General features: G+C 44.3%; 21 protein-coding genes. 3 read left to right on the forward strand and 18 right to left on the reverse strand.

Annotated features, from left to right (window positions below; genetic code table 11):
- Nucleotides 1–77: 77 nt before the first annotated feature.
- The 3 genes from D1151_RS16965 to nth all read right to left on the reverse strand — a co-directional run bounded on the left by D1151_RS16965 (nt 78) and on the right by nth (nt 2,347).
- Nucleotides 78–209, reverse strand: coding sequence for a hypothetical protein (locus D1151_RS16965; protein ID WP_275557719.1), 132 nt, complete (start codon nt 207–209; stop codon nt 78–80).
- A 130-nt stretch (nt 210–339) separates the two neighbouring features.
- Nucleotides 340–1,689, reverse strand: coding sequence for a hypothetical protein (locus D1151_RS00160; protein WP_161907514.1), 1,350 nt, complete (start codon nt 1,687–1,689; stop codon nt 340–342).
- Nucleotides 1,690–1,723: 34 nt separating this feature from the next.
- The gene (gene nth / locus D1151_RS00165; RefSeq protein WP_160202187.1) at nt 1,724–2,347 is read right to left on the reverse strand and encodes an endonuclease III; all 624 of its coding nucleotides are present in this window, start codon (nt 2,345–2,347) and stop codon (nt 1,724–1,726) included.
- Between the two features lie 137 nt (nt 2,348–2,484).
- Here nth and D1151_RS00170 point away from each other — a divergent pair, with 137 nt between their 5' ends.
- Nucleotides 2,485–3,147, forward strand: a complete 663-nt coding sequence (locus tag D1151_RS00170) for a GntR family transcriptional regulator (RefSeq protein ID WP_161907515.1) — start codon at nt 2,485–2,487, stop codon at nt 3,145–3,147.
- Nucleotides 3,148–3,213: 66 nt separating this feature from the next.
- On the opposite strand, the gene clpB is transcribed toward D1151_RS00170, so the two are convergent.
- Both clpB and D1151_RS00180 read right to left on the reverse strand, forming a co-directional pair.
- A complete protein-coding gene (gene clpB / locus D1151_RS00175) occupies nt 3,214–5,805 on the reverse strand; it encodes an ATP-dependent chaperone ClpB (protein ID WP_160202189.1) in 2,592 nt (863 codons plus the stop codon).
- Nucleotides 5,806–5,997: 192 nt separating this feature from the next.
- Nucleotides 5,998–6,714: a site-2 protease family protein gene (locus D1151_RS00180; RefSeq protein WP_243151064.1), complete on the reverse strand. Its 717-nt coding sequence runs from the start codon at nt 6,712–6,714 to the stop codon at nt 5,998–6,000.
- Nucleotides 6,715–6,815: 101 nt separating this feature from the next.
- Between D1151_RS00180 and D1151_RS00185 the strand changes: the two genes are divergently transcribed.
- On the forward strand, nt 6,816–7,175 hold the full coding sequence (locus D1151_RS00185; RefSeq protein WP_160202190.1) for a LysM domain-containing protein: 360 nt from the start codon (nt 6,816–6,818) through the stop codon (nt 7,173–7,175).
- Between the two features lie 204 nt (nt 7,176–7,379).
- On the forward strand, nt 7,380–7,592 hold the full coding sequence (locus tag D1151_RS00190) for a hypothetical protein (protein ID WP_160202191.1): 213 nt from the start codon (nt 7,380–7,382) through the stop codon (nt 7,590–7,592).
- 81 nt (nt 7,593–7,673) lie between these two features.
- Here D1151_RS00190 and D1151_RS00195 read toward each other — a convergent pair whose 3' ends face one another.
- The 13 genes from D1151_RS00195 to cbiE all read right to left on the reverse strand — a co-directional run bounded on the left by D1151_RS00195 (nt 7,674) and on the right by cbiE (nt 21,908).
- On the reverse strand, nt 7,674–7,937 hold the full coding sequence (locus D1151_RS00195; RefSeq protein ID WP_161907516.1) for a hypothetical protein: 264 nt from the start codon (nt 7,935–7,937) through the stop codon (nt 7,674–7,676).
- A gap of 16 nt (nt 7,938–7,953) precedes the next feature.
- Entirely contained in the window at nt 7,954–8,712 is a 759-nt protein-coding gene (locus tag D1151_RS00200; protein ID WP_161907517.1) for a type 1 glutamine amidotransferase, read from the reverse strand.
- Nucleotides 8,713–10,065, reverse strand: coding sequence for a MurT ligase domain-containing protein (locus D1151_RS00205; protein ID WP_161907518.1), 1,353 nt, complete (start codon nt 10,063–10,065; stop codon nt 8,713–8,715).
- 13 nt (nt 10,066–10,078) lie between these two features.
- Nucleotides 10,079–11,542 carry a cardiolipin synthase gene (cls, locus tag D1151_RS00210; protein ID WP_160202195.1) on the reverse strand — a complete coding sequence of 488 codons (1,464 nt, stop codon included), beginning with the start codon at nt 11,540–11,542 and terminating at the stop codon, nt 10,079–10,081.
- 694 nt (nt 11,543–12,236) lie between these two features.
- Entirely contained in the window at nt 12,237–12,707 is a 471-nt protein-coding gene (locus D1151_RS00215; RefSeq protein ID WP_161907519.1) for an immunoglobulin-like domain-containing protein, read from the reverse strand.
- Nucleotides 12,708–13,151: 444 nt separating this feature from the next.
- Nucleotides 13,152–14,648, reverse strand: coding sequence for a stage IV sporulation protein A (spoIVA, locus tag D1151_RS00220; RefSeq protein ID WP_161907520.1), 1,497 nt, complete (start codon nt 14,646–14,648; stop codon nt 13,152–13,154).
- 78 nt (nt 14,649–14,726) lie between these two features.
- Nucleotides 14,727–15,353, reverse strand: coding sequence for a precorrin-8X methylmutase (locus D1151_RS00225; protein ID WP_161907521.1), 627 nt, complete (start codon nt 15,351–15,353; stop codon nt 14,727–14,729).
- A complete protein-coding gene (locus D1151_RS00230; RefSeq protein ID WP_161907522.1) occupies nt 15,353–15,889 on the reverse strand; it encodes a cob(I)yrinic acid a,c-diamide adenosyltransferase in 537 nt (178 codons plus the stop codon). The genes D1151_RS00225 and D1151_RS00230 overlap by 1 nt, the downstream gene beginning before the upstream one ends.
- 13 nt (nt 15,890–15,902) lie before the next feature.
- Nucleotides 15,903–17,348, reverse strand: coding sequence for a cobyric acid synthase (locus D1151_RS00235; RefSeq protein ID WP_161907523.1), 1,446 nt, complete (start codon nt 17,346–17,348; stop codon nt 15,903–15,905).
- Nucleotides 17,341–18,405 (reverse strand): histidinol-phosphate transaminase, encoded by a 1,065-nt coding sequence (locus D1151_RS00240; protein WP_202620354.1) that lies wholly within the window; start codon nt 18,403–18,405, stop codon nt 17,341–17,343. Before D1151_RS00240 ends, D1151_RS00235 begins: the two co-directional genes overlap by 8 nt.
- A complete protein-coding gene (gene cbiB, locus D1151_RS00245; protein ID WP_161907524.1) occupies nt 18,405–19,367 on the reverse strand; it encodes an adenosylcobinamide-phosphate synthase CbiB in 963 nt (320 codons plus the stop codon). Before cbiB ends, D1151_RS00240 begins: the two co-directional genes overlap by 1 nt.
- Nucleotides 19,343–20,716 carry a cobyrinate a,c-diamide synthase gene (locus tag D1151_RS00250; protein WP_243151123.1) on the reverse strand — a complete coding sequence of 458 codons (1,374 nt, stop codon included), beginning with the start codon at nt 20,714–20,716 and terminating at the stop codon, nt 19,343–19,345. Before D1151_RS00250 ends, cbiB begins: the two co-directional genes overlap by 25 nt.
- On the reverse strand, nt 20,706–21,908 hold the full coding sequence (cbiE, locus tag D1151_RS00255; RefSeq protein ID WP_161907525.1) for a precorrin-6y C5,15-methyltransferase (decarboxylating) subunit CbiE: 1,203 nt from the start codon (nt 21,906–21,908) through the stop codon (nt 20,706–20,708). Before cbiE ends, D1151_RS00250 begins: the two co-directional genes overlap by 11 nt.
- Nucleotides 21,909–21,911 lie beyond the last annotated feature (3 nt).

Here is a 21,911-nt window from a genome sequence, read left to right on the forward strand (position 1 = left end):
ATAAAAAACTGGCGCGCACCTGCCGCCTAATACCCACTTTTTTGATATTTTACTGTAGGATGCTAAAGTTTTTCCGACTATCTGTCTGCATTTCTTTCTGCCGCCGCCATTTTTTCTAAAAAAGCTTTTCTACCTGGCACTTTCTCAAAGGTCCGCGCCATGTATACAGAAATCAAGCTCAAAATTGGCACGGGGTAAATCATCGGCATATCTTAATTCTCTTTCTGCCAGGTTTACTCCCGTACACGAATTTGCCTGACTAACTGCTTCAAGCCGGCGCTCTGGTCGAAAATCAAAACAAAAGCTGTCTCATTTTATTTTGAGACAGCTCCAATCATGTTAAATCAAAATCGGATCGCACGGCTGACTGCTCGTGCTGGTTACAGAATTTCTTGCAATGAGGAAGTAGTAGTACTGCTGCCCCGGTTTTCTCAGCGAATCAAAATATGTTGTCTCCTCTTTAATCGTTGCCTCAAGCCAATAAGGACCGTTTATCGTTCTGCTGCAGTAGAGCTCATAACAGTCTGCGCCTTTTACTTCATTCCATGACAACGTAACGGATCCATTCTCATCATCGTGAAGCACTCCGGAAAAACCAGTTGGCGGCTGCAGCTGTATATCTACATAAACAGCTTTGGAGTAAGCTGAATTCCCGCTACTGTTTCCAGCATAAACCGCCTTTACACGGTACCGGCAGATACCTTCGATATTGCTTACCCTTGCAGTATAGGTCAGATTTGTAGTAGTCTTTACCAGTTTTTCTCTGTCCGTTCCAATTTTACGATAGACTTTATAGCAATCTGCTTTAGCTACCTGTCCCCAAGACAGTGTAATCTTACTTTCCGCCTGATTGTTTTCTATGGTAACTACAGGTGTCGCCAGCTTCAGCGTGTTTGATACGATATTGCTGTATTGGCTGCCACTGGTTTTGACCGCTTTAATTTTGTAGTAAGCTTTTTGTCCCATGTCCACAGAACGATCAAGAAAAACCCTGTCCTCTGTCTTTCCAATGCGCTTATAAGTTCCGGTTTTATTGTAGCTTCGGTACACATCGTAGCGGGTTGTATTAGTGGTCTTCAGCCATGTCAACCGAATTCCGCCAGCTTCCATATCTCGCATTGAAGATACCGTTGGGGCTGCATAAGTTTTGTACTTAACTGGTTTTTTCACCATAGTCAGATAGCTATACTGTCCATACATCGAGAAAAAATCATCGATAGTGCCACTGTAATACTGCACCGTATTGGCTCTGTCATAATTATTGTCAGCCCAATAAATATAATCTTCCGTCACCTTTAAAAGCACCACGGAATGACCAGACCAACTGTCAAACTGTCTGGTATTGCAAAAACGAATATGCGTGCCCGCTTTAACACCAAGACATTTTTTTAGGAAATTCTTCTGGGTATTCTTTAGTCCTGTAAAATAGTTAACATCGTTTTGCGCTGCCAAAAGTCCGTTGATAGTCTCAGCAAACCCCCAGCATTCTCCACTCTTTGGAAAAGTGCTCAGGTGCTTGTACTTACTCATGGCATAGTCAATGGTGGAAGAGGCGGTCTCGTTTGCAGTACAATCCTGTCCTGCATACCCTGTACCTGAGTCAGCTACAGCTTCTTGCGGCTGCAATATAAATGACACACTCAGCATCATGGTACATGTCAAAAGTAAAGCCAAGGCTCTTTTTTTCATAGCTTGTCCTTTCTGTCCTGCTTTCGCAAACGCTTTATAAATGCTTCTCACAAAGTTCCTTTATGCTGCAGTTTTCGCAAGCAGGCTTTCTGGCGTCGCAGCAGTTTCTGCCGTGGAAAATCAGTGAATGGTGAGTTCTCGACCATCTATCTTCAGGGATTACTTCCATCAGCGCCATCTCTGTTTTCAACACGTCTTTTTCGCTGACAAAACCGATTCTGTTTGCCACTCTAAATACGTGAGTATCCACCGCAATACGCTGATGTCCAAATCCTACAGAAAGCACTACGTTAGCAGTTTTCCTGCCTACACCCGGCAGTTCCACCAATTTGTCGTAGTCCTCCGGCACCTTGCCGTCGTATTGATCTGCCAGCATTTTCGCCATCTTTACGATATTCTTTGACTTCGTCTTGTACATGCCGATTCGCCTGATATACTCGCTAACCTCCTCCGGGTCGGCATTTCCCAGTGCAAAAGCGTCCGGATAAGCTGCGAATAAATCCGGAGTCACCTGATTGACGCTTTTGTCTGTGGTTTGTGCGGACAAAGCCACCGCTACAATAAGCTGAAATACATTTTGATGATGCAGTGCGCACTCTGCGTCCGGATAAGTATCCTCCAAAATGTCTAAAATTTCTTTAATGTGTTCCTGTTTCATACCTAGCATTATACAAGAAAAAACAATCTTTGACAAGTCCGAGCAGACAGACCACCGCAAGCCACGCATCTATTTTGCTTGACAAATGCCCATTCCCCTCATATAATTGTATACGGTTAAAATCCAGGAGGAAAGAAATGTCTATTATTCAATACTTAGAAGACGGCAAAACAGGCAATCAGCCCCTATCCACCAATCTTTACACAGAGCTTCAGGAAGACGTTTTAACTGGCAAACTAAAGCCCGGTGAAAAATTAACAGAACAGAAAATCTGCAATGAGTATAAAGTCAGCAGGACACCTGTCAGAGAAGCATTGAGACAGCTTGAAATGGACGGTCTCATTGAAAATATTCCCAACAGAGGCGCCTTTGTCCTTGGGCTTTCCACACAAGATTTAGAAGATATGTTTACCCTTCGCAAAGATTATGAAATTCAAGCTGTGAGATGGGCTATTGAACGCATTACAGAAGAAGAAATGCAAGAACTTGAGGAGACCTTTGAATTCATGGAATTTTATACCATGAAAAACGATATTAACAAAATGATTAATATCAATACAGCATTCCATCAGATTATTTACATGGCAACGCATAACAGAATGCTGAAGCAAATACTGTCTTCCTATCAGACTTATTTGAAGCACTGCAGCCCATCCAACTACTACGCCCCTTCCTACCTGAACGATGTCCTTTTGGAACACCGCGCTATCTTCGAAGCATTTAAAGCCGGCGACATCGAAGGCGGCGCACTGGCGATGAAAGAACATATGGAAAATGGCAAAAAACGAAAATTCAAATAAATAATCAAAAACTATTACAGCCTCCAGCAAAGCTTATTGCGGGAGGCTGTTCTTGTATTCTCTATTTTATTTTACCTCAAAAATCAGTTGTTCTCCGTCAGAATTGATGACCACTGTATCCCCGTCTGTAATTTCACCCTGAATCAGCTTGGAAGCAAGGGCTGTTTCGATATTTTTCTGCAGATATCTTTTTACAGGTCTTGCACCATAGGCCGGATCGTAGGAATTTTTTGCAATGAACCTCTTACCCTCTTCCGTCAGGGAAAGAATAATTTCACGCTCAGAAAGGCGTCTCTCAAGTCCCTTTAAGGAAAGCTCGATAATACTTACAATCTGGTCTTCTGTCAGCGGACTGAAGACCACGATATCGTCGATTCTGTTGAGGAATTCCGGACGGAAGTAATTCTTCAGCTGGTTTTCTACATCTTCCTTGGTTTTCTCATCAATCGAGCCGTCAGGCTGGATGTTTTCAATCAGCTGACTGCTGCCGATGTTGGAGGTCATGATGATAATGGTATTTTTGAAATCTACTGTTCTTCCCTGATTATCGGTCAGTCTTCCATCATCCAGAAGCTGCAGCAGAATGTTGAATACATCCGGGTGCGCTTTTTCAATTTCATCGAAGAGAACCACGCTGTACGGCTTGCGGCGAACAGCTTCAGTCAGCTGACCGCCTTCATCGTAGCCCACATATCCCGGAGGCGCACCGACCAGTCTGGACACTGCGTGCTTTTCCATGTACTCGGACATGTCGATACGAATCATATTCTTCTCCGAATCAAAGAGAGACTCTGACAAAGCCTTGGCAAGCTCAGTTTTACCAACACCAGTAGGTCCAAGGAAAATAAAGGATCCGATTGGTCTGTTTTCGTCCTTTAAGCCTGCCCGTGCGCGAAGAATGGATTCTGATACAGAAACAACGCCTTCTTCCTGACCGATGACTCTGCGGTGCAAAATTTCCGGCAATTTGAGCAGCTTTTCCTTCTCCGACTCTACCAGCTTGGCGACAGGAATGCCAGTCCATGCAGAAACTACTTCTGCAATTTCTTCCTCGCCGACCTCTTCTTTCAGCAGGCGATTTTCCTCAGCCGTTTCAGCAGTCTGCTTATCAGTTTCAAGCTTTTTCAAAAGCTCCGGCAGCGTACCGTATTTCAGCTGCGCTAGTTTTTCAAGGTCGTAGTTTCTTTCCGCCTCTTCCATCTGGTGCTTTACTTCTTCTATCTGCTCCTTGGTACTCTTCACCTGGGTAATCGCTTTTTTCTCATTTTCCCACTGGGCACGCATCGTGGCATTTTCCTCGCGAAGCTGGGAAAGCTCTTTTTCAAGTGCGGAAAGCCTTGCCACCGATCCGCGGTCTGTCTCCTTGGAAAGAGCTTGCTTTTCGATTTCCAGCTGCATGATTTTTCTGGAAATCTCATCAAGTTCCGTTGGCAAGCTGTCGATTTCCGTTCTGATTTTGGAAGCTGCCTCATCCATCAAGTCAATGGCTTTATCTGGAAGAAAACGATCGGAAATATACCGGTCAGAAAGAGTTGCGCAGGCAATGAGAGCGCTGTCTGTAATGCGCACGCCGTGATGAATCTCAAAGCGTTCCTTAAGACCACGGAGAATGGAAATGGTATCCTCCACTGTCGGCTGATCCACAAGAACCTTCTGAAAACGTCGCTCAAGTGCTGCGTCCTTTTCGATATACTTGCGATATTCATCAAGAGTCGTAGCGCCAATGCAGTGAAGTTCTCCTCTGGCAAGCTTTGGTTTCAGCAGGTTTCCTGCATCCATGGAGCCCTCTGTTCTTCCTGCACCTACAATATTGTGAATCTCATCAATGAACAGAATAATTCTACCATCGGACTTTTCGATTTCGTTGAGAACGGCTTTCAGACGTTCCTCAAACTCTCCTCTGAATTTGGCGCCGGCAATGAGGGCTCCCATATCAAGCGCAAAAATCGTCTTGTCTTTCAGTCCCTCCGGCACATCGCCGTTTAAAATTCTCTGTGCCAGCCCTTCTACTACGGCAGTCTTGCCTACCCCCGGCTCACCAATCAAGACCGGATTATTTTTAGTTCTTCTGGAAAGGATCTGAATTGCGTGTCTGATTTCGCTGTCACGCCCAATAACCGGGTCCAGTTTTCCCTCTCTTGCCATCTCCACGAGATCACGACCATACTTATTCAACACGTCATAGTTATCTTCAGGATTCTGGCTGGTAATACGCTGGTTTCCTCTCACTTTAGAAAGAGCCTCCAAAAATTTCTCCTTGGTAATCTGATACCTAGAAAACAGCTTAGCAGATGGTGTGCCTCGCTCAGCAAGGAGCGCCAGGTACAAGTGCTCAACACTGACATATTCATCTTTAAACTGCTCTGCTTCCTTCTCTGCAGAAATCAGAACCTGATTCAGCCTTCTAGAAGCGTAGATATTATCAGCATTTCCGGAAACTTTCGGCAGTTTCTCGATGGCTTCCTGAAGCTCAGCAATCATATAGGAAGGATTGACCTCCATGTACTGCAAAAGCTTCGGAATCAGACCGTCCTTCTGCATTAGCAGCGCTAAATGCAAATGCTCACCCTCCAGTACCTGATGGCCCTCTGAAATTGCAATATTTTGGCAGTCCATAATGGCGGACTGTGCATTCTGTGTAAATTTTTCGATGTTCATATGCTTCACCCCCGCTTCAAACATCACTATATTTGTACTATTTTTAATCTCTGTCTCTATTTTATACCCACTTTTTCAAAAAGTAAAGAACTTTTTAGCACTCATCGTCTAAGAGTGCTAACAATCTTCAAAACAAAGAATGCCCGCATAGCCATCTAGCATACACGGGCAACTCATAACTTCGCAAAATCTTTAAAAAATAATCAAATCCATCAGAAGCTGATATACAAAGTTGACGCAAGGCACCAGCACAACATCAGTTACGTTAAAGATAATCAGCGCCAGCAGAATAAGAAATCCTTTGTCGTAAACCTGATAATACCAGTTGTATTTCCGCAGGTCGAAAATCTCGGTCAAAATGCCGAACCCATCCAGCGGCGGCACCGGCAGCAGATTAAATACCATCAGCACCACATTGACCGATATGATGTAAAACAAAACGTCTAAAAGAACATCTCCGAAAGTGCCCATGAGCCAAGGTGGATTCATGATAAATAAGCCTTTCAGTACAAACGAAAAGACGATAGCAATGAAGAGATTCATCACGACTCCCGCAAAGGACACCAACATTTCGTCCCGCCTTCTGTGTTTATAATAGCGCGGATCAATTTCTACAGGAACACCCCATCCAAATCCCGCGATTAGCAGCGCAAAAAAACCAAAAGGATCAATATGTGCCGCGGGGTTTATGGTTAATCTTCCCTGCAGCTTCGGAGTTGGATCCCCTAGCTTATAAGATACAATCCCGTGTGCAAATTCGTGAAAAGATAAACCTATAATAATGCCAGGCAAAATCAAAAGTTTATCCATAATCCATTCTCCGGCATCTACGTATGGATTAGAAATAATTCTAAGTACAATCAGTGCAAAGAGCAGCACCAGCGCCGGTGAGCGTAAAAATCGTTTCAAATCTTTTTTCCTTTCCCAATATATTTTTAAATATTTTATCACATTTATGGGCAATTGAAAATACTATAATATAAACGGTCAAAAAAGAAAGGTGGTTTTTTATGAGTAATACACTTGTATGTATCGATGTCTATACTGTCTCAGCAGGTGATACCCTGTACACAATTGCAGAGAAATATGATCTGCCAGTCAGTCTTTTGATGAAGGTTAATCACATTACCAATCCATACAATCTGCAAATCGGAACCAGACTCTGTATTCCGGGAGATCCTTCCCAACTTCCAAAGCCGGAAGAACCGTCAAAGCCAAAAGTGATTACCCACGTGGTAGAAGCTGGAGACACTCTGTACTTAATTGCAAAAATGCATGGCGCAAAGCTGGATGATATTATGCAAGCCAATCCATCCATCGACCCATACAATCTGATGATTGGAACCGAGCTTTGCGTTCCTCTGCCGTAAATCTTTCACTGTAGAAGTAGTACGCCTCTGTTGCATTAATGCCTTGTTAACGTGCATAAAATCGATATTTTTTTCAAATATATGCACACTGGCCACACTGCGCCCAACAAATATAGTTCGCAGAGAAGTATGCGTTGCGCACGTTGCCTTTTCTTCTCATTCATGGTAGAATAAAATCAGCTAACAAACTGGGAGGATACAATTATGGAAGGCACATGCAGACTAAAAAGGTTTTTACAGAAAGAACATACCCCTGCCGAGAAAGCTATGCTGGTTTCTGCTGCTGCGCTGATCGGCGCTGCTGCAGGCATCATTCTCTTTTCCGCAAGCGGTGGCATTAACATCGAAATCTCCATCGGCTCTCACAACGGCTGCCATAACACCGGCAACGGCTGTGACAATACCAGCACCAGATAATCGACAAATTAAAAACGCTTTGGCAAGCCATCTTGGGCACCTGCCAAAGCGTTTTTTCGTTTCACACTTTTTCAATGAAAATTAAAGTTTTTTTAGTTCTTCTTCCAGTTCTATCAGCACTTCTTGTCTCGCATCAATCGCCGCAGTGAGATCTAGTGCAGTCTGCTCTGCGCCAGCCCCTGCTTTAATTAGGTCATAATAAATTCTGCCCAGCTGTGCAAAATCCCCTTCCAGGTCTTTCTTTTCTCCATTAATTTTTGTTTTAATCTTCGTTACTTCAATTGCTTCGTTTGCCTTATCACCGATAGCAGCAGCGGCATCGGTCAGCTTATCTAAAAAAGCCATATCGATTCTCCTTTCACTATCTGCAGTTTGTTAATCTGCTTTCTTTTCCTTCAATATATCTCTTCTTTGCAGCAAAGGATTCCTGCTCCAAAGATACATCCAGTTCCTCATCGTTTAACACAAGCCCTGCTTTTTCGGCTGCCACAGTAATAATTTCCTCTGTAAGCCACGGATTGGTTACAAGCATAGGTCCCAGGGTGTTGGTGAAAATTGCATTTTCTAGCAGAAAACCTTCCTGTCTATCCTTTCCAGTGTTTCCATAGCCATAAATCAGCTGACCGAAGGCAGGCTGCCCATCGCAGATAAAATCCGCCATCTGAATCTGGTTTCCCAGCACTTCCACTTCCTTGCTTCCATATTTACAGCGAAAGTACACATCGTCACCATATACCGCATCATTTTCCTTCGTAACTGCATCCAGAATCCCCAGTCCCTCAAAACTGCTGCCGTCGGCTCTCTGCACTTCTTTGCACCACAGCGCCATAGACGTTCCGGTTGCCAAAAGCACCTTGCCGCTTTCGATATAAGCCTTAAAAGCATCGGCCTGCGGCTTCAGATATTCCAGTACTACTGGAAAAGACACGATTTCTCCCGGTGGGCAAAAGATGATATCATAATCCATCGGATTAAAATTCTCGGTATCAAAATCAATACGATCTACCGAGGTTTCCAGACCTTTCAGCTTTGCAATCCGTTGCAGCGCCAGAATATTTCCCCTCTCTCCGTGAAGATACAACGTATCCGGGAAAAGCCACGCAATTTTTAAGTCTTTCATTTAATTTCCCTCCTTATCGATGTACTTCTTCATGTGTTCAAAAGTATGCAACCACGTAATCAGGTAAATATTCTTCGTTTCCGCTTCCTCAATTTCCTTAAAGATGGTCTCTACCGCTTCAGTTTCTGCGATAGAAATCTTTGACCGATCTACTCCCTCGTAAATCAATCTGTTGGCAGTATCAAAGCAAACCGCTTCGGAAAAGCAGAAGTACTTCTCAACGTCAGATTTTACTAGACCTGACAAATCACAGTCAAAGGCGTAGAAAGAGTTGGTATAGTGTGGAATCAGGTCAATAAGAGGACACAACCCAAGGCACACCATCTTCGTTTCCTTGTCTGCAGCCATGACGTTGATACAGGTCTGCAAAGTTTCCGGATTTTCCTGCTTGATTCGCATATATTTAATAGTTTTATCTTTATATTTCAAAATCTCAAAGCGACCACCCACATTTTTGAAGGAGCCAAAGGCTTTTGCCGCATCAGCAGGTTCTATGCTGCCAAGTTCCTTGGCTACTGCAAGCGCACCGGCATAATTGTAGCACATATAAGGTGTATCGTATGGCATATCAAAGGTTACATCACCAAGCTTAAACTTTCTCGCCGCAAAATCCACATCGGTAATGGTGTAGTCTGCTCTTTCGTCTGAAGATAGACCGCAGTGGCTGCAGTGGAATTTGCCAACGCCATCGTTGTTATAATAATCGAAGATGATTTTGTGCCTGCAACGAGGACAAGCCATAGTCGGAAAGCTCTCATCTTTGGTGAAAGACTCGTTATGACGATCAACACCGTAAGTTACGATGTTTTCAGATTTGTCTCCAAAAGAGCGGGTTCTCGGCTCCTCGTTATTTAAAAAGAAGCGAATGCCGTCAGGCAGCCCGTCAAAAATTTTTCGGTAGATAAAGTCCGGATCGCCGTTTCTCTGCACCTGATCCTTCTGCAGATTGGTAATCATGATATTCTGTGCCGGAAGCTGCTTATGAATCAGCGGCAGATAACGTTCGTCAGTCTCAAAGATGATATAGTCCGCCTTAATACGGCCAGTCAAGCTGGATGCCTTAGAAAGCGCAGTCGCAACACCGTAAATCAGGTTTGCACCCTCCAGATTAGCAACCACTTTCTTTCCGTTTGAGCGGAAAATATGAGTAATCAGATTGTTGGTCGTCGATTTGCCGTTGGTACCGGTGATAAACAGAACCTTGGAATAATCAATTCCTTTAAAGTGAGCCACCATCTTAGGATCAATCTTCATGGCTTTTTCACCGGAGAAGTTGGAGCCGCGGCTCTTGTCCACAATGTTGATGATGATGTTAATGAGCTTTGCAAACCAAAGCGCAAGATAAAATTTCATTGGTATCCTCCCGTCATAATATATCTGACAGCAATCTGGAAATAGCTTCTTTGAATTTTACTGCTGTCTTTCTGTTGTTATAATCCTTTCGTGTCAATTCATGACCATGTTCCATATCAATCATAAACTGCCTGTCCATCTTTTCGCCAAATGTTTTATCATAAACAAAGGCGTTGGATTCAAAGTTAAGCCGAAAGCTTCGCCTGTCGAAGTTAGCAGAGCCAACCGTTGAAATCTCTCCATCCACTACCAGAGTCTTAGCATGAAGAAAGCCGTTATCATAAATAAACACCCTGGCCCCGGAGCGAAGAAGTTCGCCGCAGTAAGCGTAAGTCGCCCAGTAGACAAACATATGGTCAGGCATACACGGTATCATAATTCGTACGTCTACGCCGGACTGCGCCGCCATTTTGAGGGATTCCAGCATGCTGGGATCCGGAATAAAGTACGGCGTTTGCAGATAAACTGACTTCTGTGCATAGGTAATCATCTTCATCATAGAACGCTTAATTTCTTCTCTGACAGAGTCCGGTCCGCTGGAAACAATCTGTACAGGGCTTGTCCCCGCATCCTTTGGCGCACCCAGATAGGCTTCGTCAAGTTCCATCTGCTCTTTGGACGCAAAACGCCAGTCCATGATAAAGCGAGCGTTGAGATCCTGCACAGCGCCGCCCTGCAGCCTGATGTGCGTATCTCTCCAGTAGCCGAACTTTCGCTTCTGCCCCAGATACTCTTTTGCAATATTAAAGCCGCCGGTATAACCGATTTCACTGTCGATGACAACAATTTTTCGGTGATTGCGGTAATTCATCTCAAAATAAAGATATTTCAACTTCGGTTTGAAGAAATAGGCAGTCTTCCCACCAGCCTCCAGAAATTCTGAAAGCCTCCAGTCGTTGATAAATCGGCTTCCCAATGCATCCATCAGAAGCCTGACCTCTACCCCTTCTTTTGCTTTCTTTGTCAGCGCTTCCAATAATCGCTTTCCTACCTTATCATCCTTGATGATGTAATACATGACGTTGATCGTTTTGGTTGCGCAGTTGATATCGTGAAGCAGGTTCTCGAACATCTCCTTGCCGTCTACCAAAAGCTCCACCTGATTGTTTTGGGTCAGAAAAGCGTTGCCATAAACCTGATTCAGTTTTATCATATGCTTCCATCTTGCCGCTTCTTCCTTTGAAAAAACAAAATCGCCGCTGTCCATATCGGCAATCTGACCTTGCATCTCCTCGCCCATCGTCAGCATTTCTCGCTCAGACAGTCTGGAAATCTTGTGTCTGGAAATATTCTGCGACAGCATCATATAAAGAAATATCCCGAAAATCGGCAGAACGAACAGGACTAAAATCCACGCCAGTGACGCCGCCGGATTTTTTCGCTCCAAAAAAATAATGGTAAGCGCAATAATCAAGTTGATACTGTAAATAAAAGCACTCCAGTTGCTGTCTGTAAACAAACTGATAAAATATGTCATCTCTAAATCCCCTAATACTATAATTTGTCCATTTTTATATTTTATCACAACACTGAAAGATTTTCCACATATAAATCAGCGGCAAGCCAATGAAATCTGTTTCGAGATTTGCTTAATATTTGCTTGAGTTCTGCTCCGGATCTGCTCAGAAAGTGAATTTCGATTCCGGAAATCGGCTATCTGACCGTAAAGAACGAAAATTGACATCATACGGTCAGATGTAAAAATCCTGTTACAGCCTTTTTGACCGTAAAAAGCTGATTTGAACAAATACGGTCAGAAAATCGGCGCTTATTTGCAGCGCATGCTGTGTATTCATATTTCGATTTCCATAATGCTACAGCATATTACAGATTCTTACAGAATATCGTGAGAAAAATCTCCCAATTACTTGCAGTCAGATGGATTTTTCCTGCGCAAATTCATTCATGCAGCTGCAATCTGACCGCAATCGATTAAAACGATAGATTTACGGTCATTTTTGGTGTTACAGGATTTTTGCAAATGACCGTAAAACTCGTTTTGGCTGCAATACGGTCAGATTGGCGTTTTCAAGCCGCTCGCTGATAGTCGTTAATAAAAGAAACGCCTGCTGGCAGCGAGTCTCACTGCAAACAGGCGTTTTTCGGATAGTTTATCGACTCGATAAATCATCCCATCCCTCTATTATAAATATACTTGTAATATCCTGTAATCAAATCCTAAATTCACATGCAAAAACTAAATCTTCGCTTTTATGATATTCGGCATCCAGAGTTACACTGCAATCCTTTATAATCCTATATGTTCCATGCGGTAATTTCCCATAATCTTTTCCCCAATTCACAGTAAAACTATATTCACCCGCTGGCACTTCATAAGCTACCATTACAAAATCCAAATACGGTTCTACATCGCTCCATTTTCCTAAGACTTTTTTCTGCAATGCGTAGAATTCCCCTGTACGCATTTCTTGGTCGGATTTGTTATTGATAATGAAAGTTCCTTTTTCTGCGGTAATTGCCTTTTCACCAGCAGTATAAAACTCTAAATAACACTCAACCTCCGATTCCTCCGTCAGCCTTTCTGTCCAAGTATCATTTAATGTGTTCCGATAAAGAAAAGTAATTCCCAGTACCGCAATAGTCAATAATAATGCGACTATTATTTTTGCATATTTTCTCATCTTATTTTAGTATAAAGTTATATTTAACCTTGATACAATGTTCGCCCCTTTCACATAAATCAATTTGGTTGCTCCAGAAGATTCGTTTTTTTATTATTCTCTTCCACAACTTACTTCATGTAAAAATTTGTTATACAAGGTACTCTGCAATATTTATACCATAAATAAAATTGATTTAAAATTCATATTATATGAACTATTTTTGAATACTCCAAGCTTCATAACTCTCTATATCATATTTAACTAGTTTCACCTTTAACCATATATATTCCTGTTTAATATCATTTTGTCCTATTATCCTGAATATGGTCTTTATCCCAATATACTCCCAATGCACGCTTCATCACCCTGTCCAGATTGTCGCTGCTCTTTGCACCGCAAGCTAATGATATTGCCGTCACATAAGAAAAAGAGGACTGTCCCCGGCAGTCCTCCGCTCCACACTTATAAAATAATACAGATAAAATAATCCTTCCCCTCGTTGCTGATCTTCTGTAGTGACCTCTGCACCTTAACCTGCAGACTTTCCGGCATGGCGGTCAGCTTACCTTCCATCTGCTCTGCCACCAGCTCCTGCAGGGATTTTCCGAAGAGATTGGTATCCCAGATATCGCTGCTTTCAGCACCTTCAGCATTCTCTGCTACATCAAACTTTTCCATCAGATATTTTGCCAAATCCGCAGACTGCTGTTCCGTCCCCACAATAGGTGAAATCTCCGTACTGATGTCGGTTCTCACCATGTGCAGGCAAGGCGCTGAGGCGACCAGCCGCACGCCGTACTTGTTTCCCTGTTTAAATACTTCCGGTTTTCCCAGGTTCATCTGCGACAGCTTCGGATGAACAATTCCATATCCGGTGGATTTTACTTTTTCAAGAGCCTGCGCCATATCGTCGTAGGCGCGCTTTGCACCGGCGTATTCAGAAAGGAGCATAAACAGTTCTCTGTCGCTTCGTACCGGCTGACCGAGCAGTTCCTCCATAATCTGATAATAAAGTCCTTCCTGCAGCTTGACATCGATGTACACTCTGCCCGTAGCCATTTCGGAATGCTGAACAGACACTTCCTTCACATGGGCATTAGCAGAAAGCATTTGTACCGTCTGTTCCACACTGCTGATGGTATCTATACCATCCATCCACTCACAGACAGTCCTGACAATCCCCGCCTTAATATAGTGGTTCTGAGAAAGCGCATCCATATATTCCGGCAAGTCAATAAAGATTTCACTGACTGGAAACTGTTTCAAAAGCTCATCAAAAATCCGCTCCGGCACACTTCTATCCATTACTGCACAATCAGCCGCAATCACCGGCGCTGCATATTTTTCCGAAAGTTCTTTTGCCAGGTTCTGACATGCATTAGATGCCGGTATCGCACTGTTCAGCACAATGACAAAAGGCTTTCCCAGCGCCTTCAGCTGAGAAACAGTCTTTTCTTCTGCACCCTCGTAAGCCTCCCTTGGAATTTCCCCAAAACTGCCGTCACAGGTTACCATAATGCCGACGGTGGAATGGTCGGTGATGACTTTCTCGGTTCCCCTCTCTGCCGCCTGTTCAAAAGGCATTTCCACTTTATCCCACGGTGTCTTTACCATGCGGCTTTTTCCATCTTCCTGATGTCCAAGGACACCGGGTACCAGATATCCCACACAGTCTACCAGTCTGATTTCCATGGCTGCATGATTAATTTTTACTTTGACTGCCTCTTCCGGCACAAATTTCGGCTCCGTCGTCGTAATGGTTCTGCCGTCGCCGCTCTGGGGCAGCTGATCCACCACCCTGGTTCTGGCATATGTATTTTCAATACCCGGCACAACAAACAGTTCCATGAATCTCTTGATAAATGTGGATTTCCCCGTCCTGACAGGTCCTACCACGCCGGCATAAATCTCTCCGCCGGTTCTCTCTGCTATACTCTTATAAATATTTCCATCAGTCATACCTTCATCCTCTTTCTCACATAACTTATTCAGAATATATGAAAAAACCGCCATGGATATGACGGTTTTGTAAAAGTTTTAGTCTTCAATTTTGTACTGGATTGCATTGACAATGGCCGCAGCAATATTGCTTCCGCCCTTTCTGCCCCGTGCCACAATGGCAGGCACCCCAAGCTTGATCATCTGCTCCTTGGATTCTACTACATTGACAAATCCCACCGGCACGCCGATGACTGCCGCAGGTCTAAGCTTTCCTGCCTTTACTAAATTACTGATAGAAATCAGCGCAGTGGGCGCATTGCCGATTGCAAAAATAACCGGGCGATCAAGCTGCGCCGCTTTTTCCATGCTGACCAGAGAACGGGTTACGCCTCTTGCCTTTGCTTCCTGCGCCACATCTTCGTCTGCGATGAAGCAAAGCACCTTCCCGCCGTATGCCTCGATGCGTTTCTTGTTAATTCCCGCCTGCGCCATCTTGGTATCCGTTACAATATATGCGCCGCTTCGGATGGCATCCTGCACGGTTTCAATAATACCATCTGTAAAGTACAGACTATCCGCATACTCAAAATCTGCAGAGGTATGAATGCAGCGCTTAATCACCGCCTCATAGCGAGAATCCAGCTTCTTGTCGCCGAGAATTTCTCCAATAATTTCAAAACTCTTTGCTTCTATTTGATCAGGTTTAATATTTTCGATTTTCATTATGCTTCAATACCTGCCCTTGCCGGAATTCCCTTGTCGTAAGGGTGCTTTACTTTGTCGATTCTGGAAACATAGTCAGCAAGTTCCTCAAGCTCTTCAGTTGGATATCTGCCGGTCATTACGACCTCAAGCTGCTCCGGACGATTCTTCAAAAAGTTCACAATCAGCTGATCGTCGAGAAGTCCTGCTTCAATGGAGCCAAGCACTTCGTCCAGCACCAGCATATCGTAGTGGTCGTTTTCCAGCATTTTTACCATATCTGCAAATTGCTCTGCATTAATCTGTCTGGTTTCTTCCTTTTCTTCTTCAGTCATCTGGAAGGAAAACTTTTTAATCGGTTTCGTTCCCAGTACCTCAATGCCCGGCAGACTCTTTAGAATCTTCAGTTCGCTGCTGTCTCCGGATTTCAGAAACTGCATGAATAAAACATGGAGACCATATCCGCAGGCTCTTACAGTAAGACCCACAGAACAGGTTGTCTTTCCCTTTCCTTCACCACAATAAATGTGTACTAAGCCTAAATCATTCTTTTTCATATTCTTCCTCCTGTTATCTAATCAAACTGTAAATCAAATCCATATCCAGTGCAGCGCGTAAATTGTCTGCAAGAATATCATACTGCACCTGCTTATACGCGTCAACATCAAATGCCTTTACATCAGTAAAATCCACGCCTTTTTCAGCCAGAAGAGCCTCTATGACAGCTTTTGCAATTTCCTCTTTGTCAAAAATGCCGTGAATATAGGTGCCGTAAACATTTCCATCGTTTATGATATTGCCACTGGCGCCCGAGGTGCCCATGTGGATTTCATAGCCTTGATATGTTTTGCCTGACAGAGCAGCAAAAATGCCATCTACGTCAGATAGTACCCCTGTCGCATTGGTTCTGATTTTCTCATTCCCAAATTCAGTACTGTGGGGGAGCAGACCGATTCCGCTCATCTGACCTCCATGTTCCACACCCTTTGGATCTGACAGACTTTGTCCCAACATTTGGAATCCGCCGCAGATGCCGAAAATCGGCTTTCCCTTGGCATGGTGTTTCAAAACGGCAGCCTCAAGCCCTGACTGACGCAGCCACAAAAGATCTGCCATGGTGTTCTTTGTGCCCGGCAGTATAATGAGATCCGGATTTCCCAGCTCATGAACCGACCCTGCGTACCTTACGCCCACCCCGTCAATATATTCAAAGGGATTAAAGTCGGTAAAATTGGATATTCTCGGCGTGCGAATGACAGCGATATCCACAAGAACCTCACCTTTACGGTTTGCAAAGCGGTCAGTCAGACTATCCTCATCGTCAAGATCCAGTTCCATATAAGGAACTACGCCTGCCACCGGTACGGAAATGATATCTTCCAGCATGCGAAGCCCTGGTTCCAAAATTGTCACATCACCTCTGAATTTATTGATGATTACACCTTTGACTCTTTCTTTTTCTTCCTCGTCAAAGAGCAGCATAGTACCTGCTAAGGAAGCAAAAACGCCGCCTCTGTCAATATCTCCTACAAGAAGCACCGGCGCATCCGCCATCCTTGCCATGCCCATGTTCACCAAATCTTCTTCTTTTAAGTTGATTTCCGCAGGGCTTCCCGCCCCCTCCATGACGATAACATCGTAGTCCCTGGAAAGACTCTCAAAAGCCTGTCTGATATTTTCACGAAATCTTCCTTTTTCTTTGTAAAAATCCTTTGCTGTCAGGGTGCCGTACACTTCCCCGTTGATAATGACCTGCGAGCCCTTGTCGCTGGTCGGCTTGAGCAGCACAGGGTTCATACGGCAGTCTGGTTCAATCTGACATGCCTCCGCCTGCATCACCTGCGCTCTGCCCATTTCCATACCATCTTTGGTGATAAAGGAATTCAGCGCCATATTCTGCGCTTTAAAGGGAGCTACTTTATAGCCGTCCTGCTTTAAGATTCTGCAAATTCCCGCAGTTACCACACTCTTTCCGGCATTAGAGCAGGTTCCCAGTATCATAATTGTTTTAGCCATGGATAGGTTCCTCTCTTCCCTCTGTAATTTCTCCAAGACAATTTAAAAAATAAATATTTTCCTCTCTGGTTCTTACAGCGATTCGGTAATACTGCTCATCAAGAGAAATATAATTGCTGCAGCTTCTTACAATAATATCAAAGGCTTCCAGTGGTTTTCGGATATCCCTGGCACTTCTGAAAAAAATATAGTTCGCCTTTGTATTATACACTTTGTAGCCCAAATCTATCAATCCTTTTACAAGAAACTCCCTATTTTCTTTGATATATGTTTTCGTTTTCTCCACAAACCCCGTCAACTTAAGTGCCGCACATCCTGCTTTTGCTGCTACAGTAGATACTGCCCAAGGCTGCAGCGTCTCTCTGATGATTTCCGCCTGTACAGTATTTGCGCAGATGCAATATCCCAGTCTAAGTCCAGCCATAGCATATATCTTTGTAAATGCCTTTAAAATAATAACGTTTTCAAGGCGTTGCACATCAGCCACAACCGAATAGCGCTCTTCTTCGTCCAAAAACTCTGTAAAGCACTCGTCTATGACTAAAGTAACACCGCATCTTTCACATTTCTGCGCAATGGCAAGCACCAATTCCCGCTCTGTCGGTATGCCAGTCGGATTGTTAGGATTGCAAAGAAACATCATATCCAGACTCTCATCAATAGCCTTTAGCACATCTTCCTGCAGCCGAAATCCCTTCTCCTCTGCAAGAAAGTGATAGACTACAGTACTGCCGCAAGCCTTCAGCGCCTGTTCATACTCCGAAAAAGTTGGCGCCAGAACAAGTGACTTCTGCGGTCGCAAGCCTAAAGCAATGCGAAAGATGATGTCTGCCGCCCCATTACCGCAGCAGATACACTCTTTCGGCACACTGTGATACAAACTAAGCGCCTCAGTCAGCTCCCTGTTCTGCGGGTCAGGATAGCTTTCGTACCGGTCTATATGTTCTGCAATCGCCGTCTTCACTTCCTCCGGCATGCCAAGAGGATTGAGATTAGCTGAAAAGTCATAGACCTTGTGGTCGTATTTATAAATATTTCCGCCATGTATTTCTTTCATTATAGTAACTCCAAACAGGTTCTAATCCCAAGGAAGATGATGAGGCATAAAATCGCTGCACCATACATCAGCTTCACGGTGTTTTTGATGTCGGATGCTTCGATTGGTCTGTCATCATCGCCGATGGTCTTTTTCTTGTAAAGTTTTCCGAAGTAATATGCGTCACCGGCAAGCTGTACATGCAATGCACCAGCACAGACAGATTCCGGATGGGCGCTGTTGGGGCTGGCGTGATTTCTTCTGTCTCTTCTGTAAATCTTCAGTCCATTCTTTGCGTCAAAGCCGGTAAAAAATGCTGCCGCCACCATAGCAAAAGCAGTCAGTCTTGCCGGAATATAATTCCAAATATCATCGCTGATGGCAGACACTTTGCCAAAATTGATATACTTCTCGTTCTTATAGCCCACCATGGAGTCCAGCGTATTAACCGCCTTATAAAGCATACCAAGGGGCGCGCCGCCCACTGCCATAAACAGCATAGGCGCAATAACGCCGTCAGAGGTGTTCTCCGCCACTGTTTCCACCACAGCCTTGGTAATCTGCCTAAAATCAAGATCTTTCGTATCTCTTCCCACAATGTAGGACAGATATTTGCGCGCACCTGCAAGATCGCCCGCCTCAATATGGTGATAAACACGCATACTCTCGTCTTTGAGCGACTTAGCCGCAAAAATCTGATAGCAAAGCAAAGTTTCCACCGCATATTTCAGATAAACATGAACCATTGCAGCTGCCTGCAGCAGCCCCCAGCATAACCCGAAGGTCAGCACAGGAACACTTACTGCCAGCACCGCTCCTGCTGCGATTTCACCGCCTTTGTTCTTTGGAAACAAAGCACGAAGCAGCTTTTCTCCCTTCGTAATGAAAAAGCCAATCAGGCGAATGGGGTGCGGCAGCCACGGCGGATCGCCAAAAAGACAGTCCAGCAAAAAAGCAATTAAAATGATGATGACTGTTTCCATCTATATGCCTCACATTTCCTTACAAAATTCTCCCCAAAAGCAGGATTGCTCCACAGGTGAATATGGGGATATCCAGCGAAAATTGTCTCACTGCTGCAGACAGCCTGCCAGTGTCTCTTTCCCTTTTCCGCAGTAAAACCTTCACCGTTCATATCACTGTCACTGTAGTGAAACTCATGGCAGGCAATGGTGTCCCCTTTCCCGCACATTAGATTGTCACTGTTTGCAGTCAGCGTTTTATATCCAAAGCGAACCAGACTTTTCGTCATCACAGATTGACCGGAAAGAACGCCCGCCATGGGAAAGATTTTTCCGTCTTTTTCTATGGACTTTCCCAGATACATAAAGCCGCCGCATTCTGCATAAACCGGCATGCCGCCGGCTGCTGCGCTTCTGACAGACTCAAGCATCGACTCATTAGAAGACAGCTCGTAAAGATACTCCTCTGGATAGCCGCCGCCTAAAATCACGCCGCTAATCCCGTCTGGAAGTTCTTTGTCCATAAGGGGTGAAAAAGGTATCAACTCCGCCCCCATTTTTTTAAGTAAAGTAAAATTGTCCTCGTAATAAAAACAAAAAGCTTTATCGCGGGCTACCCCAATGGAGACCGGCTTTTCCAATACCTGTGGTACGCAGATTTCCTCGCACTCTATTTCAGCCGCCGACTGTGCCAGCTCTAAAATTCCTTCCAAATCCAGCGTTTCGGCAGCCACCTTTCCCAAGACTTCCATCTTTTCTTTCAGGTTTTCTATTTCTTCGGCAGTAACCAGTCCCAGATGTCTGCTGCCAATTTCCGCCTCAGGAAGCTTTGGAAGATATCCATAGCAGCGCAAATGAAGTTTTTCTTCAATCATCTCTTTATAAAAAGGATACATAGCTTTTGAGCAGTGGTTTAGAATCACCCCCGCTATCCGATTCTCTGCAAAATTGATATATCCAGAAAGCTCCGCCAAAAGGGACAGGCTCTTTCCCCTGACCCCTGTAATGAGAATCTCCGGCGTTTCTGTCACTCTTGCAATGTGGTTAGCCGAACAGGTGTCATCAGAAAACCCCAAACCGTCATACATGCCCATAACCCCTTCTATGACAGCAATATCCGAACCCTTTCCATTTTCGGAAAGCAGGTATTTCACCGTATTTTCACCGCACAGAAATAAATCCAGATTTCTGGATTTTGTTCCCAAAATCTCACTGTGAAACATAGGGTCGATATAATCGGGACCGCATTTAAAGCTGGCGGCTTTGATGTTTCTGCTGTAAAGCGCCTGTAAAAGAGAGCAGGTCACAGTGGTTTTACCACAGCCGCTGCCACTTCCTACCAGCATAATTCGACTTACTTTAGTTTTCAAGTTTCCTTGCTCCTTTGATGATATATACCGGATTGTCTGCCTGCATAAGATGATAATTTCCCAGTTTTTTTGCGGTGGCAATGTTGGCGCAGACTACCTCAGTTGCCATCTGCAGCTCCTTAAACACCTCAGTTGCCTGAGAAATGGTTTCCAGCGTTACCGCAGTGACTGCAAAGACTGCTGCCGGATTTTTTGCAAGAACGGCTTCCATAATCTCTGTGAGATTTCCTGTGCTGCCACCGATAAACACCTTGTCAGCAGGCGGAAAATCAGAAAGACCATCGGGCGCCAGCGCATTCCTTATTACAATGTTTCCTGCACCGGTTGCCGCCATGTTCTGTTTTACCAGTTCCACCCCTTCAGAATTTTTTTCCACTGCGTAAACCGTGGATTCAAAAGCTTTGTACGCCATTGCGCAGGTCACAGAGCCAGTGCCTGCTCCAATATCGTAAACAACATCGGTCGGCTCTATTTCCAAGGCTGACAGCACTAAGTTCCGTACAGCTTCCTTCGTCATAGGACTCTTTCCTCTGACAAAATCCTCATCTTTTAAGGTTTTATATCGGTTTGCATAATTTTTATTCTCGACAACTATAACTGACAAGTCGTCAAATTCCATCTCCGCAAAATCCGCTGGGTTTCCCGTCAATATTCTCTCTTCTTCAAGGGATAAATTTTCTCCGATATACATCGTAACATTGGAGAGTCCCGCCTTACGCAGCTGCTTTGCAATATCCTGTACCTTAAGCGTGCCTCCTGTCAGAGCAAACACCTTTTCATGATAGCAAACATATGGCACGATAGATTTGTTTCTGCCGTGAAGACTTACCGTCTTTATATCCTCATAGCCCAGTTTCAGTTTTGCCATAAAACAGGACAAACTGCCGATACCGCTGATAAATTCCATCTCAATTTCGGGTCTTACATTTTTTGCTATGGTGGATGCAATGCTGTAAAATCCCGTATCGCCGGAAGCTGCAACACATATGATTATAGGTTCTTTCCCATGGGCGTTAATATAAGAAACAGTGTCCATAACTCCCATCACCTGCACCTTGTCAGTCAGCGCCGAAAGCGAATCATAAAGTCTGCCTGCTGTCAGCACCAAATCGGCAGAACGTACCGCCTGTATCATCTTGTCTGTATAAAGATCCGCAGCCCCCGGACCTGCGCCTGCAACAATTACTTTCATAAA

The sequence above is a fragment of the Emergencia sp. 1XD21-10 genome, from assembly GCF_009936045.1.
Lineage (GTDB): Bacteria > Bacillota > Clostridia > Peptostreptococcales > Anaerovoracaceae > Senimuribacter > Senimuribacter intestinalis.

Bases quoted from the DNA above. Each gene is read 5' to 3' on its own strand.
- D1151_RS00235 (WP_161907523.1), bottom strand. From the start codon at position 17,348: ATGGCTAAAACAATTATGATACTGGGAACCTGCTCTAATGCCGGAAAG.
- D1151_RS00205 (WP_161907518.1), bottom strand. From the start codon at position 10,065: ATGAAATTTTATCTTGCGCTTTGGTTTGCAAAGCTCATTAACATCATC.
- D1151_RS00215 (WP_161907519.1), bottom strand. From the start codon at position 12,707: ATGAGAAAATATGCAAAAATAATAGTCGCATTATTATTGACTATTGCG.
- clpB (WP_160202189.1), bottom strand. From the start codon at position 5,805: ATGAACATCGAAAAATTTACACAGAATGCACAGTCCGCCATTATGGAC.
- D1151_RS00170 (WP_161907515.1), top strand. From the start codon at position 2,485: ATGTCTATTATTCAATACTTAGAAGACGGCAAAACAGGCAATCAGCCC.
- cbiB (WP_161907524.1), bottom strand. From the start codon at position 19,367: ATGGAAACAGTCATCATCATTTTAATTGCTTTTTTGCTGGACTGTCTT.
- cbiE (WP_161907525.1), bottom strand. From the start codon at position 21,908: ATGAAAGTAATTGTTGCAGGCGCAGGTCCGGGGGCTGCGGATCTTTAT.
- D1151_RS00160 (WP_161907514.1), bottom strand. From the start codon at position 1,689: ATGAAAAAAAGAGCCTTGGCTTTACTTTTGACATGTACCATGATGCTG.
- cls (WP_160202195.1), bottom strand. From the start codon at position 11,542: ATGACATATTTTATCAGTTTGTTTACAGACAGCAACTGGAGTGCTTTT.
- nth (WP_160202187.1), bottom strand. From the start codon at position 2,347: ATGAAACAGGAACACATTAAAGAAATTTTAGACATTTTGGAGGATACT.
- D1151_RS00240 (WP_202620354.1), bottom strand. From the start codon at position 18,405: ATGAAAGAAATACATGGCGGAAATATTTATAAATACGACCACAAGGTC.
- D1151_RS00185 (WP_160202190.1), top strand. From the start codon at position 6,816: ATGAGTAATACACTTGTATGTATCGATGTCTATACTGTCTCAGCAGGT.
- D1151_RS00230 (WP_161907522.1), bottom strand. From the start codon at position 15,889: ATGAAAAAGAATGATTTAGGCTTAGTACACATTTATTGTGGTGAAGGA.
- D1151_RS00200 (WP_161907517.1), bottom strand. From the start codon at position 8,712: ATGAAAGACTTAAAAATTGCGTGGCTTTTCCCGGATACGTTGTATCTT.
- spoIVA (WP_161907520.1), bottom strand. From the start codon at position 14,648: ATGACTGATGGAAATATTTATAAGAGTATAGCAGAGAGAACCGGCGGA.
- D1151_RS00190 (WP_160202191.1), top strand. From the start codon at position 7,380: ATGGAAGGCACATGCAGACTAAAAAGGTTTTTACAGAAAGAACATACC.
- D1151_RS16965 (WP_275557719.1), bottom strand. From the start codon at position 209: ATGCCGATGATTTACCCCGTGCCAATTTTGAGCTTGATTTCTGTATAC.
- D1151_RS00225 (WP_161907521.1), bottom strand. From the start codon at position 15,353: ATGAAAATCGAAAATATTAAACCTGATCAAATAGAAGCAAAGAGTTTT.
- D1151_RS00195 (WP_161907516.1), bottom strand. From the start codon at position 7,937: ATGGCTTTTTTAGATAAGCTGACCGATGCCGCTGCTGCTATCGGTGAT.